The organism is Nitrosomonas cryotolerans ATCC 49181, assembly GCF_900143275.1.
GTDB lineage: Bacteria > Pseudomonadota > Gammaproteobacteria > Burkholderiales > Nitrosomonadaceae > Nitrosomonas > Nitrosomonas cryotolerans.
This window is the reverse complement of the sequence record NZ_FSRO01000001.1, coordinates 2,021,454-2,037,773: the sequence shown is the minus strand read 5'-3', so window position 1 is coordinate 2,037,773 and position 16,320 is coordinate 2,021,454. Positions and strand designations below refer to the sequence as shown.

Below are 16,320 nucleotides of genomic sequence, written 5' to 3'. Positions count from 1 at the left end.
GTGGTCCAGTAAATTGATACGCGGTATTCAATCAAACTGAAGTGTATAAAATATATCTATAGCACTATCTACCCCGGCTTGAGTAACAATTGATATCCTGGGAGTTAGGCTATACGTCAGTTTTGTTGCACCAACTGTCGCCGCGGTCAGGCTTCGTTCATAACTGATATACGCGCGCGAGGAAAGACGCTTACCAATGGTACCAATCTGATGGGTTAGAGGATTACCATTTCCAGTCTGCCTGACTGATATTTCATCAACACCCAGTGCCTGGCTGATTTGGTCCGTAATTCCACCGCCTGGCTGGCCACTCAGGATGGAGCTGGCAGCAGTCAACAATAATGAAGTATCGACGCCCCCTGCGTGTGGCGGACGACCCAATACTATCCAGGAAAGTTTTTCCGAATCCGGCACATTAGGAGTCGATATCAGGCGTATTCTGGGCCGGCGAACTGTTCCAATAACCTCAATGCCCGCTTCTACCGGTAGTTTCTCACGTACAGCCAATACATTTAATCCCGGATTATCTAATGGTCCATAAAAATTTACGATTCCTCGCTTTACTTTTAAGCGTTGACCATAAGCTTCAAAGATTGCCTTGTGGGTAGCAATAGAGCCCTTGGCACTCAACCCCCGTTTTGCATCATTTTGTAGTCGTAATTGGCCAGCTAGACGACCTTCCAACCCAGAGGCCCGAATATAAAATTGCTTGCCTAAGTCCAGCATAACATTAAGATTCAGTAGTGACTTATCTGGAGTAGATTCCGGTTCTTTGCCAATCAGAATATCATCCGCCAATTGTGGACGGCCAGTCGGTGGCTCGGCTAGCAGGCCTGCGTCCGCAATCATTTCGCCACCGATATCCAGCATTTTTTTATTAAATCTAGCATGGCCATTCCCAGAAACAATAATCCAATAATTGGACTGACGCGCCAAAGGCAAATGATCAAGCTCAATTTTCATATTGCTATCATTGCCTGATAGTCCTATAACACCCGAGATGGTCAGACTCCCGGTTTTCTTTGCTAATTTTAAACGACTTAACAGGCGATCACGCGGTGGTGATTCAATCGGGGCCGTAAAATTTAACTTATCAATACGCAGAGACGATTGATCAAAATCTGCTGCCAATCTACCTTGCTCCAATCGTACACCCTGATCAAGTAACGCAAGAGCCAGGTTCTCACCAGAAATTCTTCCTTGAATTCCCGGTTTGCCGAAAGTACCGTTAATACCCGCCTGTAGACTAAACTGACCGCTACTGCTTATATTATCGTCGAGAATATTTCCAATCCATGCAATATCATCGACATTCATTAAGATCTGTCCATTAAGTAATGCATCAGGAGCTATTGTCCAACCTGTATTTGATTGTGTCAGTGGCAAGGTAATATTGGCTTTCGTTTTTCCAATCCGTTCACCCTCTAAAAGTAATTCACCACTCAATTTTCCATTTGTCGCATTAGCGCTAAGCTGTAAAACCTGCAATCCTAATGATAACGGTGTTTCACCAGGCAAAACCCAGTCACCCTTCTCGCGAACTATTTGTAAGTTGCTTGTCAAGTGCATAGCCGATGTGATATCCCAGTTGCCACCTAAATGTAAAACCTTCTGTTTTTTTGTGCTGTCATTTTTTGCATTCAAAGCGATGCCGGTAAAATCGCCTTGACTAAACCATTTATCAGGTGTCCACTGCGCCATTTTAATATGGGCCTGCCCGCCGGCCAGAGCAAACTTTGACACACCAAGAGAAACATACTCTGCGCTAAGCTCAAGAGAGGTAGGCATCAATAATCGAAAGGGAAGTGGGCCCGTAGCTGAAAATTGCGATATTTTTCCAATCCATCTTAGAACAGAATGAGTCTGTGTTGGATTTGCCAATTCGCCAGTTGCATTTAACTCAATTGCGAAGTCATCATTTATTTGAGCACTGGCCGCTAATGTATGCGCAGATTGAGTACCCGTTACATCAATATTCAAATGCTGTAAATGAGTCTCATTTTCCGTTTGATAATCATCTGCTTCTATTTTAACTACAATAATCTGATCATTAAAATTGCCACTTGCAATTAAACTAGTCAGCTGATGTTTACCAGGCAGACTCAGATCCTTCCCATTAATTTCAAAACCAATCTTCGGTGATACAAAACTACCACTTAGTCTGGCTCGGGCATTTAAAGCACCATTGAGATCAAATCCAATTTGTGACAATGCCGGAGCAACAATATCCAATTGCATAGATTCACCAGGTCGACCAAAACCGCCAAGAGCATGTACATGGTTAGAACCTATACTTAGCTCCAGCATACCTTTAACTTGTTTGAGATCATTAAATGCAATCCGGCCATTGCCTGCTACAGGCTGCTTTTCCAATTTGCTATTTTCTATCTCGAAATTTACTAAACCACTAATTCGAGGCGTTAAATTACCGGTCAAATTTATTGTCGCATTCAGATCAGAGGAGGGCAATTGCAAAAAATCAGAAAGATTAAAATGCTTCACTCCTCCTTTGAACTCAAATCGCTGAGGATTGTTTAAATCTAATTTTCCCTTCCCCGTTAATAGCGACCGATTACGACTCAGATCAAGCTTTTCCAGCATGAGCACATCGGCAGAATGTGATATTTTCGCATCCAGATTAAACGCACTATCTTTAAGTGCAATAATGCCTTGTTGCGTTCTGGCATCGCCAATCAACTTAATACTGCCATTAATATGAGCGGAACGTAAGCGTGTGTCTAATGAGCGTGGATTAAGCTGTTTAACCGCCAGATCGACCCATCCTGATGATTCCTTGATTTGCCAAGAAAAATTTCCTGAGACGACACCGTTATCGACAAAACGTATGAATAAATCATTCAATTCCAGTGACTCAGTGGATAATATCGCCTGGGAATGTGCTTCGAGCAAAGGCAAGCCACCCCTATCCAATGAAGCCACGGTCTTGTTTTTCACCCCCATCTTTCCGGCGAGTTGTCCACTGGTGTTTTTATGTAGTTCAGCGTGTAGTGCTAAATCAGCATCCGGCGCTTGAGGTAAAAAGATATTTGGATTAAAACCAGTTATGGATAAGCGTAAAACCGAAACCGGAAATAGATCATAAGGAAGCAATTGCATATCAGCATCAGCATTTACTCCAGCACTAGATCCATTAATTTTCAGATTCACTTGCTCCAGATTTCCCGTAATCCGCGTATGCAGATCTATTTTGGATGATTCAGCTCCTGCCGAATCCATAGCGCTAATCAAATTCGCTTGAGCTGATAAATCAAAAGGTCGATCCCCATTTATCTGGGCTGAAGCTTTAAATGTGCCGAATTCTAAATTGACGACCAGGTCAGATAAATGATGTCGTTGGCCATCACTTTCTAAGCGTACTGAGAATTCCGTCGCAGAGAAATCGGGGGTATCATTTTCTTTTGTCAATACGCGTAAAGCTACGACACTTAATTTATGTATGTGCACCGATAATGGTAAACGCAAACTTTCTGGTAACGATGCTGATGTTGAAGTTGAAGATGGAAATGAGCGGACTTCAACATCTTGTGCTGATAAGAGATTGATCAATAATTTCCCAGATAACAGCTTGTCAGGTTGCCAAGCTAATTCGGTTCCTTGCAGGGTAAGATGCAAATCGCTGCTAGTGAAGCGAATCAAATTGATACGCATAGAACTCAAAGAACCTTGAATGCCTTCAAATACGACACTACCTGCACTGACGCGCGATACCGTGGACAAAAGCCATTGAAGGCCGGATGGACTGGTTAATAACCAGCGACCACTCATTATCAAAGTTATGCAAATAAACAGCAGGGCGATAAATAACCATCTGTTATTTCTTCCGGCAGTCTGCCTGATTTGATTTGAATTCCCTGGATTTCGCATGATTAGAAAGCGACAGCCATCGAGAAATGCAAGCGCACAGTACCTGTTTCATGCGCTCTAGCCAAATCAAGCGCAAGTGGGCCAGCGGGGCTACGCCAGCGTACACCAGCACCATAGCCAATAGAGGGGTCGAATTTCTGCCAACTATCGGCAGCACTGCCGATATCAGCAAACAGAGCAGCGCCCCAATTCTGCGTAAACCATCGATTGTACTCCAAGGTACCTGTTGCCAGTGCGCGTCCTCCCACTACGGCATTGCCTTCGCGTATACCCAGACTCAGAAAATTATAACCTCGCACAGAATGGATACCCCCCGCCCGGAACAAATATTCCTGAGGGATGCCAAAACGGGACTCAGCCAACGTAAATCCGGCTTCGCCACGCAAGAAAAACACATCACGTTTACCAATTGGCCACCAGCTCTGGTGACTTGCATAAGTTCGTATAAAATCTTGCCCAGATGATACATGCTGGCTTCCGCCGCCAATTCGCACTTCCGTTACATTACCTCTGCGAATATGAAGTGGATCATCAACCTGATGATAACGCCACTGCCAGTCCAACACGAGTGCCTGGTTAGTTTGATTGATTCCGCCCGATGGCTGCTTTTCTTCTCTTTGCCAGTTGAGACTTAGTTGTCTTTGAACCTTCCTGGTCTTATAACTACGGGTAAAACTAATCTTCTGATTGCGCGTCTTCAAATTTTCAATATCAGTCATCTGAAAACTACCTCTCAATGAATACTGAAAATTATTTTTATTTGGTAACGTATCAATTCCGGTAAGAAAAGTTTGGCGTTTTTGTTCCAAACGCAGCGTACTATACATATCCCATGCGCGATCGAGGAAGTTATAGTTACGGAAATTTATTTCGCCCCTAGCCCCATTATTAGAACTAAAACCCGCGCCAAACGCGATACGTTGTGATTTTGTCTCGGTGATAACCACTTGCACAGGTGCCGCTTTATGCAACAGGATATCTGGATTGATGCTCACAGAAATAGAATTAAAATGAGGGACGTTCTGTAGCGCCAATTGAAACGCGTGTAACAAATCTCGACGATAAGGTTCACCAGTGCGAAACGGAGTAAAATTACTGATCAAGGATGAATCATAACGCTCTAGTCCAGTGATCTCTAATTCTCCAAAATAAAAAACAGGCCCAGAATCAAGAGTTATTGCAAGCTTCGCACTTTTGTTAGTCGGATCTACGACCGCTTGGCTCTCGACAATATATGCCGCAGCATAATCCCGATCCGTTATATCCGACAATAATGCTGCTTTAGCCTCTTCCCAGTCTGATGAACGAAAAGGCTGACCGATTTTAAGTGACCAATTAGCGCGCAACTGTTTCATCCGTTTACGCTGCTTTGGCTGATCGTTTACGAGATCGCCTTGGAATACTATATTCACTTCAGTCACTTGTGTTCGCGGCCCTGGATCAACCTTTACCTGTATATCGCCTTGCTTTTGTGAACGGCGATCTAATAACGTAACCGCCGGTGTAAAATAAGCTTCTGTCGCCAATAATTCACTTATTTCCTGTCGCGCCCGATGTAAAAAAGCACTCACAGCCATTTCATCTACCAAGGGCTCGTCAGGTAGTTTAAAGTATGTCGTTAATAGCTCTTGTACAGCTTCGGGTGCAGATAATTTTACAGCCGGTAAATTTTTCTTGTTCTTAGCAGAAATAGATTGCGCCTCCGCAAAATTATTATTTGCTGTAAAAATGATTAACATCGGCCACAATATTAATAAGTGCAATAGACAGCCATGGCGCGCTGGCGGTTTAATATCGTACATAGCAGGCAATCTAATTCGATTTCATCAAGTAATAGAATAGATCTATTTTGAAATCAGGCAATTAAAACTGTTACTGATGCGCACGCCACTCATTAGGCAGACAGAGTATTTCAGTAATACTTTTTTATTTTTCCTTAATATGTTGGGCATTATTCGTTTTGAAGTTTTTAATTTATTGTACGATTAATGTGATGACGGTCACAGGTAGAATTAGGTCATGAAATATTTTCAACAAGATGATTTGAATAAAGGTAAAGTTGCATGGACACGAACTGAAGATTTATCCTGATTTTTAATAAAATTCTCAGCTAAAATTAATGACCTGCAGCCTTCCTATTCATGAGGATATCATGATTCATTTTGTGATAAGGATAGTCCTGTTTTGTCGTTTGGCAGAAATACAAAAATAATTGGTGTGTTCGTGGGAATTTATTAAAAAATTTTAGAATTTATTTTAATATACTCTATTACTAATTGAATTAAAACGAGATTATAGCTTCCAACCCGCGCATAGTAACATCCAATTGCTACAAGATAATGACTGTATTAAAGCAAATTCCGACATGAATCCCAGCTATCCTCAGTTAGTAACTCGCTTGTTATTTCACTAATTAAGATGGCTCTATTCTACTATAAAACAAAAGGATGTTATTCTTTGAAATCCAAACAACCAGAAAATTGTCGCAAATGTCTGCGATTAGCAGAATTTCTAGATGCCGTGAAAATTCAATATCCAGGTTATCATGCACGCCCAGTTACTGCTTTCGGTGACGCAAACCCTAAGCTTCTTATTATTGGTCTCGCACCGGGCATGCATGGTGCAAATCGTACCGGAAGACCTTTCACAGGAGATTTCGCGGGCATCTTACTTTATCAAACATTACATAAATTTGGTTTTGCCAGTCATGATGTATCGACATCTGTTAATGATAGCCTACACCTTACTGACTGCCGCATTACTAACGCAGTGAAGTGCCTGCCACCCAATAACAAACCAGAACCAAAAGAGATTCGCCAGTGCAACGTCTACCTTACATCCGAAATTGTAGACTTCATGTCAGGTAAAGGTGTCGCATTACTCGCGCTGGGTACGATTGCTCATCAAGCCATACTAATGGCCTTAAAGCTTAAAATAAAAGCGTTTCCCTTTCATCATGGTATGGTGCATACATTACCTAATGGGTTGATACTTTATGACAGCTACCACTGTAGTCGCTACAATACTCAAACGAAACGTTTAACAACAGAAATGTTTGAAGAAATCTTTAAAAAAATTAGTGCTGATATTAGCGCTCAGTAAAAATAACTGAATTGTTGGAGAATTATCTATGCCTTATGTCAATATTCGTATTGCCGGTTCGCTTACCCGCGAACAAAAAACAAAAATTGCTGAGGAAATAACCGATACGCTTGAGCGTGTTGCACAAAAACCAAAACCCTACACTTATATCTCTTTTGATGAGATACCACATGAAAATTGGGCTATCGGGGGTAATCTTCTGGTAAAAAAGGAATAAATAAGTTTGTCAGAAACTGCATTTGATGCCAAAAGTTTTTGCTCCAGCCTGCCACTTCAGCCGGGTATTTATCGTATGCTGAATAGGGCAGGTGAGGTTATCTATGTAGGTAAAGCTATTGACCTCAAGAAACGCGTTTCCTCTTATTTCCAAAAAACCAGCCTAGCTCCGCGTACACAGCTAATGGTATCCAAAATTGCCAGTATTGAAATCACAATAACGCGCTCTGAGGCCGAGGCCTTGCTATTGGAAAATAATCTAATAAAAAGCCTGAAACCTCGATATAACATTCTGTTTAAGGATGACAAATCATATCCCTATCTCATGTTAAGCAAGCACAGTTACCCTCGGTTAGGATTTCATCGCGGCATGTTAGACAAGCAGCACCAGTATTTTGGACCCTATCCAAATGCAGGTATCGTCAGAGAAAGCGTTCAATTGTTACAAAAAATATTTCGTATCCGAACCTGCGAGGATAGTGTATTCAATCATCGTACGCGACCTTGTTTGTTATATCAAATAAAACGATGTAGCGGTCCTTGCGTAAACTTAATTACACAACGAGCTTACCTTGAAGATATTAGAAATACTGAATTATTCTTACAGGGCAAGCAGACAGAAGTCGTCAATAATCTTATTGAAAAAATGCAACGAGCATCAGATCGCATGGAGTATGAACAAGCTGCGTTATTCCGTGATCAGATTCAATCACTACGAAAAATTAGAGAAAAACAAGTTATTGATAGCGGCAAAGCTCTGGATGCCGATGTAATCGCCTGTGCCACATTAGAAGACAGCAATGGGAAGATCTGTGTCAATCTAGCTATGATCAGGGGAGGGCGGCATTTGGGAGACAAAAGCTTTTTTCCACAAAATGCAGAAGGACATAATCCTGCTACTATAGTAGAAGCTTTTCTTGCTCAACACTACCTTAATCGTAGTGTGCCGCATCTCATTATCATTGGAGAGAAAATCCGAAAGGAAGCATTACAGACATTATTAGACAGTCAAGCGGGCCATAAAGTGCTTATCAGCCTCAATTCTATTGGTGAGCGACGAGCATGGCTAGATATGGCAGCTGAAAATGCGCGACTGGCATTGAAACAAATGATAAACCAACAGGCCAGTCAGAAAGAGCGGGTGCGCGCACTGCAACAAGCACTCAATCTCTCTAACCTGACCCGTATTGAATGCTTTGATATCAGCCATACATCGGGTGAAGCTACTGTTGCATCTTGTGTCATTTATGACAATTTCTCTATGCGTAACAATGAATATCGACGGTATAACATTGATAATATTACACCAGGAGATGATTATGCGGCCATGCGTGAGGCACTATCACGACGTTATTATAAAGCGATCAAGGATGAAAGCAGGCCACCGGATTTGATTCTAATTGATGGCGGTAAGGGGCAGATCAGTGTTGCTCAAGAAGCATTAACAGAACTGGGGTTAAGTAATGTAAACCTATTAGGTGTTGCTAAAGGCGAGGGACGAAAACCCGGCTTAGAGCAATTAATTTTTCCCGTCACAAAAGCGAAAAAGCCGTTACAATTAATGAGCGATCATGCTGGTTTGCATCTCATCCAGCAAATCCGTGATGAGGCACATCGTTTTGCGATTCAAGGGCATCGTAATAGGCGTGGAAAAGCCAGAACTAGTTCAAGCTTAGAACGGATTAGTGGTATTGGTGTCAAGCGACGCCAAGGCCTATTAAGTCGATTTGGAGGGTTAAAAGGTGTATTAACCGCCAGTATCGAAGAATTACAACAAACGGAAGGCATTAGTCGCAAGCTGGCAGAAAAAATTTATAAGGAACTTCATTAGCTCTTGTTTATTCGACATACTCTAAACCTGTCTCGAAATAGCCAAAAATTGAGATATTTATCGCATTTATTTGTTAATAATTAATAGATTCTATAGTAAAAAAACGGATAAATCGTATATTACGAGACAGTCCCACTCTATAGAGATCAATCTTTTCTTACACAGATAAAACTAACAGAATTTATTTTTTAACATTACAATCAATTCGGTTTAATAATAACCAAATCTGCTTAGTCCTTCGATTGTTGATTGTTTTAGCCTATAGCCGTTAAATCTTATGCCTTCAAACCTCCCTAATCTACTTACTTGGCTGCGAATACTTGCGATTCCATTGTTTGTAGGTATTTTCTATTTACCACACACATGGTTATCACAAATCAATCAGAACCTGGTTGCCACTATCATTTTTTCTGGCGCCGCTATTACAGATTGGTTGGATGGTTATCTTGCCAGGATATTAAATCAGACATCCGCATTCGGCGCATTTTTGGATCCGGTCGCAGATAAGCTAATGGTTGCAGCCGCATTGATTGTATTAGTATATCTGGATAGACTAGATGCTCCAATTGCTCTAATTATCATTGGTCGGGAGATTACCGTTTCCGCATTACGTGAATGGATGGCACAAATTGGTAAATCTAAAAGTGTCGCGGTTTCATTTTTAGGAAAAATAAAAACCACTTCACAGATGGTCGCCATTCCATTGTTGTTATACCATGATAATATTGGTGGTAGCTTTAATTCTCAGCTCATCGGAACATGGCTCATTTATCTGGCAGCTATTCTGACATTATGGTCAATGATCTATTATTTAAAGGCAGCTATTCCACAAGCAATCAGACACAGCTAATAATTTTCACTTTTATTCACTTTTGCTTGCACTTTCCTTGACAAAACAATCAGCATGTCTATAATTCCACTTTTGCTTCTAAAGCATCTTCAGTAGCACAGAGTTTCTTAGTGCGGGAATAGCTCAGTGGTAGAGCACAACCTTGCCAAGGTTGGGGTCGCGAGTTCGAGCCTCGTTTCCCGCTCCATTTTTTGATATGGATAACTATTTTAACAGCTGGATATATCTCTTGTTGTCAAGAATCTATTTATTACCGTCAAATTTTATTATACTGTGCGCTATATAACTGATTATGTAACTATGTAAAAATGGCGGGGTGGCAGAGTGGTTATGCAGCGGCCTGCAAAGCCGTCTACGCCGGTTCGATTCCGACCCCCGCCTCCACCGATCTATAACTTCAATTGCCCGGATGGTGAAATTGGTAGACACAAGGGACTTAAAATCCCTCGGGCTTAATCGCCCATGCCGGTTCGATTCCGGCTCCGGGCACCAGCCAAAATTCTTTAAATTATTAAATCGGCGCACGATCTTGACAAAACCAAGTAGTCTGAGGATATGGTTAGCACCAATCTGAATGCAGTACGTTTTCTGGGTTGGTACCAGAAGATGATGTTCTCAGCTATTCGGCACCATTATATTTCAGAATGACGTGATGAAAGTGATATCGGTCACTCATTTCAGATTAAGATTGTCAGCTATAAAGTCTCTTCTCAGGTGATTTAAAATTAGTACGGGACGTGTATTCGATTTGCGCCGCTTATGCCATTACCGAGCCACAGAAATACCAAGGTTCCTGGCGGCTTCGGAAACGAAAATATTGGACTGCCGCACCCATACCCAAGATGAAATAGTTCGAACCACTTAGCCAATTAAAGGAGATCCCCTCATCCTGCTCTATCAGTAGAGAACTATCATAATTCACTATATTATTTTAGGATAACCCACCTAATTACGCTGATTAATCATTTCATTTGATCAATATACTCAACCCTTACTTTACCAAGGCCGTCCAGATTAATCTTTTTGGCTGCACCTTGAGACAAATCAATCAATCTATTCTTTTTGAAAGGACCACGATCATTGACCAATACATCTACAAAGCGTCCGTTACTTAGATTCGTTACTCTAACCCAAGTTGGCAAAGGCAGTGTTTTATGCGCAGCGGTTAGATTATATGGTTTAAACCGAGTACCCATAGCAGTGCGGTTACCCGATTCGAATCCATACCAGGAAGCTATTCCTTCTTCACTATAGTCAGTTGCCGAGCGTAATGGATAGTAGATATTACCTTTTATTCTATAAGGCTTGTTATAGGATGCTCCAAGGTCAGGCGCACGATAATCGTATAGCACTTCTGGGCGAAGTGGTGCATGCGACGACTTGAGGGTACAGCCACCCAATATGCCAATTATTATGGACATTAGTCCAATAAGCCTGGCATAAAATAATTGCTGCCTTTCGCATAAACAAAACAGCTCTGATTCACGCATAGGAACTATCTCAATGAATTATTCAATATTCTCCGTGGGATTATTGTTATCACTTCTGCATCCTGGATATCTTATCAAGGCCATTTTTCTGGCCTCCTAAAATAGCGCGCTTTTATATAAAACTATCATATCTTGCAGCAATCTCGAAAAGTATAGTGATCATCAAATTAGAATTTATTTTACGGCTGCTTGAAAACAGAAAAATCTAGTCGATGCCTTTGAAGTAATTTATAAAATTCTGTTCTATTACGCTTAGCTATGCGCGCAGCTTGAGTTACATTACCAGCCGTAATTTTCAATACGCGTACCAAGTAATCTCTTTCGAAATGTTTTCTGGCTTCTTCAAATGATGTTAGTTGGGTTTCTTCCTTCTGCATGGCATCATATACCAAAGTAGGTGAGATTAGCGATATGGTACTTAATACAACACATTGTTCAACAATATTCATGAGCTGCCGAACATTTCCTGGCCAGGGTGCGCTAATTAGCATGTGCATCGCTTCTGGTGAGAACCCATTAATATCCTTTGTATATTTTTCAGAAAATAGCTGGAGAAAATAATTTGCTAATAGAGGAATATCTTCGCGGCGTTGTGACAATGTGGGGATTATCAAAGCGACAACATCCAGCCGATAGTAAAGATCTTCACGGAAATTACCTGTAGCGATTTCCGCTTTGAGATTACGATGAGTTGCTGAGATAATTCGTACATCAACTGGAATCGTTTGCGTAGATCCAACAGAACGGATTTGTTTTTCTTGTAGAGCACGAAGTAATTTTACCTGGAGCAAAAGTGGCATATCCCCAATCTCGTCGAGAAATAGTGTACCTTTCTCTGCCAACTGGAATAATCCTTTATGATTATTAACTGCCCCAGTAAAAGCTCCCTTGACGTGCCCAAAAAGCTCTGATTCCAGTAACTGCTCTGGGATTGCTGCACAATTAACCGCAACAAATGGCTCATTACAGCGATTAGACGCCCGGTGAATAGCACGCGCAAACAATTCCTTTCCAACACCACTCTCGCCATAAAGCAATACACTGGCATCACCTCTAGCAACCAGCTCTGCCTTAGTCAGCGCATCTTCCATCACCGCACTTTGTGTAATAATTTCTTTACGCCACAGTGCTTGCGATGCATCAGTTTTAATGGCGCTAAATGAAGTATGCTTAAGAGCCTGACTAATCTGAGCCATTAAGGTTTTGCTATCAAATGGCTTGGCAAGATAACCGAATACTCCGCGTTGTACAGCAGCAACAGCATCCGGGATGGTCCCATATGCTGTAAGAATAATTACAGGTAACGTTGGAATCATTCGATGAATATGCTCAAATAATGCCATACCATCCATACCACTCATTTGCATATCGCTAATAACTAGCTGTGGACGCGCAATATCTAAATAATTAAGTGCAACTTCAGCACTTTCTGCTGCACTTGTTTCATAGCCAACAGCCATCAAGCGAATTGAAAGTAGTTCCAGTAAATCTGCATCATCATCGACAAGAAGTATTTTTGGTTTAGGAGCCATAATTCTTTACCTTTTGCACCTAATATACATCTCTTCTGATAAGATTCTTCTCCATATCTTTAATATCATTAACCTTTTTCTCTAGTGCAGTAGCGCGTTGACGCTCTGTCTTGAGTTTATGAAATAAATTACCGATAGTACCACTCATGCGTTGTTGTTCATTAAATAACATTACCAATAAATTCTTAAAGCTATTCAAATTCGATGACTGCTCTGAGCTTTCCGGCCATTCATTCAATAATTTAAGTGCTCTGCCTACATCATGGAAGGCCGTATTTGGGAAAGAAAGCAATAATATGTATTTAATTTGGTTTTCATCACTTTTACTATTTACAACATCTTGTTTTACAGTACCATACTCTCTAGTGAGTTCCGGTAGTGTTTGATTATGCAAAAAATCGTAATACTCCATAATTTGATCCAGGTGATTAGAAGTTATCACCTGATGCGACAATGCATCAGGAATACACGCTGAATTAGTTTGTGCACTTATTTCCCCATTCCCTCCAGTCAACATTGAACATCCAGATAATATAAACTGTATTAACAGTAGAACTGGCAGTAAAACGAATAGCTTATAATAAATAATACTCATGCTTCCCCCTCCGTGTCATTCAGAGGCAAGGTAAGACGAAAATGTGCACCAACTTCAGACTGTTGGATCAGTTCAATATTACCCCCATGCGCAAATGCGTATTCCCGAGCAATGGATAACCCGAGTCCTGTTCCTCTAACATGCGTATTTGCCACACTGCGTCCCTGATAGAAAGGTTCGAATATCTTCTCCTGGTCAACTTTATGTATACCGACACCCATATCAACTATATCTAATTGAACTAATTTATTTGTTTGAACTACCTTTATTTGAATAACACCACAAGGTGGAGAAAATTTCACAGCATTGGAAAGCAGATTATCCAAAATGATCTTAATCTTTTCGCTATCGCATTCGAGCATCAAGCCTGGACAATCGCGAATAATTTCTAGTCTCTTACTCATTATAGAAAGATTCTGGTTCTGTAATACTTCATCTAGAATTTTTGCCAATTTCACTTGGTGCTTTACAAGTGCGGTTTTGTCTGTTTCAAGAGCACTATAACTTAATAAATCTTCAATTCTCTTTTGTAACTGCAAGCTACTACTGTGCAGTATATTAGCAATCAACTGCTGCTTTTTGGTTAATTGGCCCGTTATGCCTTCAGCAAGTAAATCTGCACCTTCACGTATAGCAGCAAGGGGGGTTTTAAGTTCATGAGAAACATGCCTAAGAAACTGGATTTTTTGATCTTCCAATTTTAATAAACGACGCCGCATCCAGTCTAAACGTATTCCAATATATTTTAAATTCTGAGGCCCCTCAACACATACTGGTTTTGACAGCTCTCCCTGACCCATTTTATAAATAGCTTCATCAATCTGCCGAATAGGACGTGTAATTAGGACTGAAAAGATAAGCGCTAGTAGTATTACAAATGGAATCAAAGCAAGTAACTGCCACTCAACAACTGTGCGGGCATGGCTAGCCATATCCAACATTTCACTGACGTCAACCCCGATCAAATTCTGCCCCATTATAGAAAAATTATTTGCTGATTCCATTAAACCCGTGAAGTTCTCCACCAAGCCGCGTAAATCTTCTGGAGAATCATCGATAGCAGTTAATATTTCCATAAAGATAGTCGTCTCTGATAAACGTATTTTTTCTAATAATAATCGCTGTTCAATATGTGATGAGTGCTCCCATAGTTTCTCTGCAGTCATCTCAAACTTTGAGTGAGCGCGAAAATATCCTTCAAGTAGTGACATATCCCCCAGAATCAGGGCTTGTCGTATACTTCTCTCCATTGTTCGAATTTCATCGATCAAAACACGATTACCAAGTGTAACCTGTGTTGCTTGATGTACAGTTTTACGGCTTTGTTCAGCAAGTCGATCAATAGACATCGCACTGTTTATTAACGCCCCGATCAGAGGTAATCCTATGATTGAAAATCCAAATAGCATTAACTTTAAAAACGATTTGGGATAGCGCTGTTTCTGCATTGGAATCGTATTATGAGATTCAGAACCAGGTTCAACAGAATCTATACGAGTGCTCATAATACTTAACCCTTTAACCTATAATGATCCAATCATTTTTCTTAAATATGTAACTAGAATCTTGAGAAAGACCGAAGCATTCTATTCAACTCAATAGAATGATCTGTATTTTTTGCTTAGATGGCTGATTATTGTCTAAAATAATGCTTAGCTTTGTGGTAGATTCAAAGATTGCTTATTTCCTCGCGAATATCATATCAAGCAGCTATATCAGAAGGGGGACGCATATTCATGAGACGTGCTAGTTCAAAATGAATGAAAGCCAATGCAGCAAATACTGGTGCAAATAGATTTAAAAATGGCACGAACTGAACCATGCCAGTTAGCAGACCTAAACTCCATAATGATAACTGATGCGTAGCAAGCAGCACCCTCATTTCTTCATGGCTGGCATGCTCCGACAGCGCATCATAGCGAAATAATTGTTGATTTAAATAAGCTGCTGCGACAAACGGAACGATGATACCCAATCCAATTAACCATAAAGGAAGCGTAATTAGCCACATTAGAGCAAAAATACTCATGGCAAGTAATGCATTAATTAAGCTTCCTCTGATGCTACCGCCATACTCACGCTTAAGAGACGGATAATGACGATTAGCAACAACATTAATCAATGCAGGCATGGCGAATATAGCGGTAATGAATAACGTAGTAACGGTTACAAGTGAAATGAATAAAATCATATGGGTTATACTCTGAATTCCATGCACAATCCATTCTGGTTCCAAGGCCCCAAGCCAACTTTGAATACCAAGATTAGAAAAGCCTTGAGTTACCCACCCTGAAAAGATATCCCAAAAAATCACGCTTAGGACTAGCCATAGCGAACCAGCCACTAGTACTGGCCAAACCATAATCCACAATACTTTAGGTTGGAATAGATCCCCCAATGCACGCAAAAGTGCACTAAAAATATGAGACATGTAATGCTTCTCCTCGGCTGTCTATCATAGTCTATCCCTAAATGAACACTAAATTCTGAGACTCATTTAGGGTATGTTCATAATTAATAACTTATCTAAATCCAATTATAGGTGTTCAATTAATTACATAATGAGCTAATAAAGTAATTAATAAACCCCTTCCTCTTATGTGCCATGAGGTATAGTAGGCATTTAATTACAAGCTATTATAAGCAGACTGATTCTGATAAAAAGACACCATATATCGTAATTTGTTTAGTTACATCAAATAGTACACAATATGTTCATCTAAAATCTTAAAGACCTATGACAACTGATACAGTATCAATCATATAAATATCCAGACTCAAGTTTTTTTACCAAAATGTCGATAACACGCCCATAAACA

11 protein-coding genes and 3 tRNA genes are annotated in these 16,320 nt (G+C 40.6%); 7 read left to right on the top strand and 7 right to left on the bottom strand.

Annotated elements, in window-relative coordinates; translation table 11 throughout:
- Nucleotides 1-27 precede the first annotated feature (27 nt).
- Both BUQ89_RS09120 and BUQ89_RS09115 read right to left on the bottom strand, forming a co-directional pair.
- Complete coding sequence (locus BUQ89_RS09120) at nucleotides 28-3,786, bottom strand: translocation/assembly module TamB domain-containing protein (RefSeq protein WP_177183560.1); 3,759 nt, start codon at nucleotides 3,784-3,786, stop codon at nucleotides 28-30.
- Nucleotides 3,787-3,887: 101 nt separating this feature from the next.
- The gene (locus BUQ89_RS09115) at nucleotides 3,888-5,687 is read right to left on the bottom strand and encodes an autotransporter assembly complex protein TamA (RefSeq protein ID WP_245812965.1); all 1,800 of its coding nucleotides are present in this window, start codon (nucleotides 5,685-5,687) and stop codon (nucleotides 3,888-3,890) included.
- A 616-nt stretch (nucleotides 5,688-6,303) separates the two neighbouring features.
- Here BUQ89_RS09115 and BUQ89_RS09110 point away from each other — a divergent pair.
- The 7 genes from BUQ89_RS09110 to BUQ89_RS09080 all read left to right on the top strand — a co-directional run bounded on the left by BUQ89_RS09110 (nucleotide 6,304) and on the right by BUQ89_RS09080 (nucleotide 10,376).
- Nucleotides 6,304-6,987: a uracil-DNA glycosylase gene (locus BUQ89_RS09110; RefSeq protein ID WP_051537460.1), complete on the top strand. Its 684-nt coding sequence runs from the start codon at nucleotides 6,304-6,306 to the stop codon at nucleotides 6,985-6,987.
- A gap of 28 nt (nucleotides 6,988-7,015) precedes the next feature.
- Nucleotides 7,016-7,204: a tautomerase family protein gene (locus BUQ89_RS09105; RefSeq protein ID WP_028460542.1), complete on the top strand. Its 189-nt coding sequence runs from the start codon at nucleotides 7,016-7,018 to the stop codon at nucleotides 7,202-7,204.
- A 6-nt stretch (nucleotides 7,205-7,210) separates the two neighbouring features.
- A complete protein-coding gene (gene uvrC, locus BUQ89_RS09100; RefSeq protein WP_028460543.1) occupies nucleotides 7,211-9,034 on the top strand; it encodes an excinuclease ABC subunit UvrC in 1,824 nt (607 codons plus the stop codon).
- A gap of 277 nt (nucleotides 9,035-9,311) precedes the next feature.
- Entirely contained in the window at nucleotides 9,312-9,884 is a 573-nt protein-coding gene (gene pgsA, locus BUQ89_RS09095; protein WP_028460544.1) for a CDP-diacylglycerol--glycerol-3-phosphate 3-phosphatidyltransferase, read from the top strand.
- A 112-nt stretch (nucleotides 9,885-9,996) separates the two neighbouring features.
- Nucleotides 9,997-10,071 (top strand) — tRNA-Gly (locus tag BUQ89_RS09090).
- A gap of 123 nt (nucleotides 10,072-10,194) precedes the next feature.
- Nucleotides 10,195-10,268: transfer RNA gene (locus tag BUQ89_RS09085), tRNA-Cys, on the top strand.
- Between the two features lie 19 nt (nucleotides 10,269-10,287).
- A tRNA-Leu gene (locus BUQ89_RS09080) sits at nucleotides 10,288-10,376 on the top strand.
- 470 nt (nucleotides 10,377-10,846) lie between these two features.
- On the opposite strand, the gene BUQ89_RS09075 is transcribed toward BUQ89_RS09080, so the two are convergent.
- The 5 genes from BUQ89_RS09075 to BUQ89_RS09055 form a co-directional block, all read right to left on the bottom strand.
- Nucleotides 10,847-11,305, bottom strand: a complete 459-nt coding sequence (locus BUQ89_RS09075) for a septal ring lytic transglycosylase RlpA family protein (protein ID WP_083399482.1) — start codon at nucleotides 11,303-11,305, stop codon at nucleotides 10,847-10,849.
- A 248-nt stretch (nucleotides 11,306-11,553) separates the two neighbouring features.
- Nucleotides 11,554-12,906 carry a sigma 54-interacting transcriptional regulator gene (locus tag BUQ89_RS09070; protein WP_028460545.1) on the bottom strand — a complete coding sequence of 451 codons (1,353 nt, stop codon included), beginning with the start codon at nucleotides 12,904-12,906 and terminating at the stop codon, nucleotides 11,554-11,556.
- A gap of 19 nt (nucleotides 12,907-12,925) precedes the next feature.
- Complete coding sequence (locus BUQ89_RS09065) at nucleotides 12,926-13,501, bottom strand: hypothetical protein (RefSeq protein ID WP_028460546.1); 576 nt, start codon at nucleotides 13,499-13,501, stop codon at nucleotides 12,926-12,928.
- Nucleotides 13,498-14,949: a HAMP domain-containing sensor histidine kinase gene (locus tag BUQ89_RS09060; protein ID WP_036572360.1), complete on the bottom strand. Its 1,452-nt coding sequence runs from the start codon at nucleotides 14,947-14,949 to the stop codon at nucleotides 13,498-13,500. Before BUQ89_RS09060 ends, BUQ89_RS09065 begins: the two co-directional genes overlap by 4 nt.
- Before the next feature lie 254 nt (nucleotides 14,950-15,203).
- The gene (locus tag BUQ89_RS09055) at nucleotides 15,204-15,932 is read right to left on the bottom strand and encodes an EI24 domain-containing protein (protein ID WP_028460547.1); all 729 of its coding nucleotides are present in this window, start codon (nucleotides 15,930-15,932) and stop codon (nucleotides 15,204-15,206) included.
- Between the last annotated feature and the right edge of the window lie 388 nt (nucleotides 15,933-16,320).

What these genes read in the sequence shown, in the direction of transcription:
- BUQ89_RS09120 (WP_177183560.1), bottom strand. Translation starts at nt 3,786, where the DNA reads ATGAGTGGTCGCTGGTTATTAACCAGTCCATCCGGCCTTCAATGGCTT.
- BUQ89_RS09115 (WP_245812965.1), bottom strand. Translation starts at nt 5,687, where the DNA reads ATGTACGATATTAAACCGCCAGCGCGCCATGGCTGTCTATTGCACTTA.
- BUQ89_RS09110 (WP_051537460.1), top strand. Translation starts at nt 6,304, where the DNA reads ATGGCTCTATTCTACTATAAAACAAAAGGATGTTATTCTTTGAAATCC.
- BUQ89_RS09105 (WP_028460542.1), top strand. Translation starts at nt 7,016, where the DNA reads ATGCCTTATGTCAATATTCGTATTGCCGGTTCGCTTACCCGCGAACAA.
- pgsA (WP_028460544.1), top strand. Translation starts at nt 9,312, where the DNA reads ATGCCTTCAAACCTCCCTAATCTACTTACTTGGCTGCGAATACTTGCG.
- BUQ89_RS09075 (WP_083399482.1), bottom strand. Translation starts at nt 11,305, where the DNA reads ATGTCCATAATAATTGGCATATTGGGTGGCTGTACCCTCAAGTCGTCG.
- BUQ89_RS09070 (WP_028460545.1), bottom strand. Translation starts at nt 12,906, where the DNA reads ATGGCTCCTAAACCAAAAATACTTCTTGTCGATGATGATGCAGATTTA.
- BUQ89_RS09065 (WP_028460546.1), bottom strand. Translation starts at nt 13,501, where the DNA reads ATGAGTATTATTTATTATAAGCTATTCGTTTTACTGCCAGTTCTACTG.
- BUQ89_RS09060 (WP_036572360.1), bottom strand. Translation starts at nt 14,949, where the DNA reads ATGCAGAAACAGCGCTATCCCAAATCGTTTTTAAAGTTAATGCTATTT.
- BUQ89_RS09055 (WP_028460547.1), bottom strand. Translation starts at nt 15,932, where the DNA reads ATGTCTCATATTTTTAGTGCACTTTTGCGTGCATTGGGGGATCTATTC.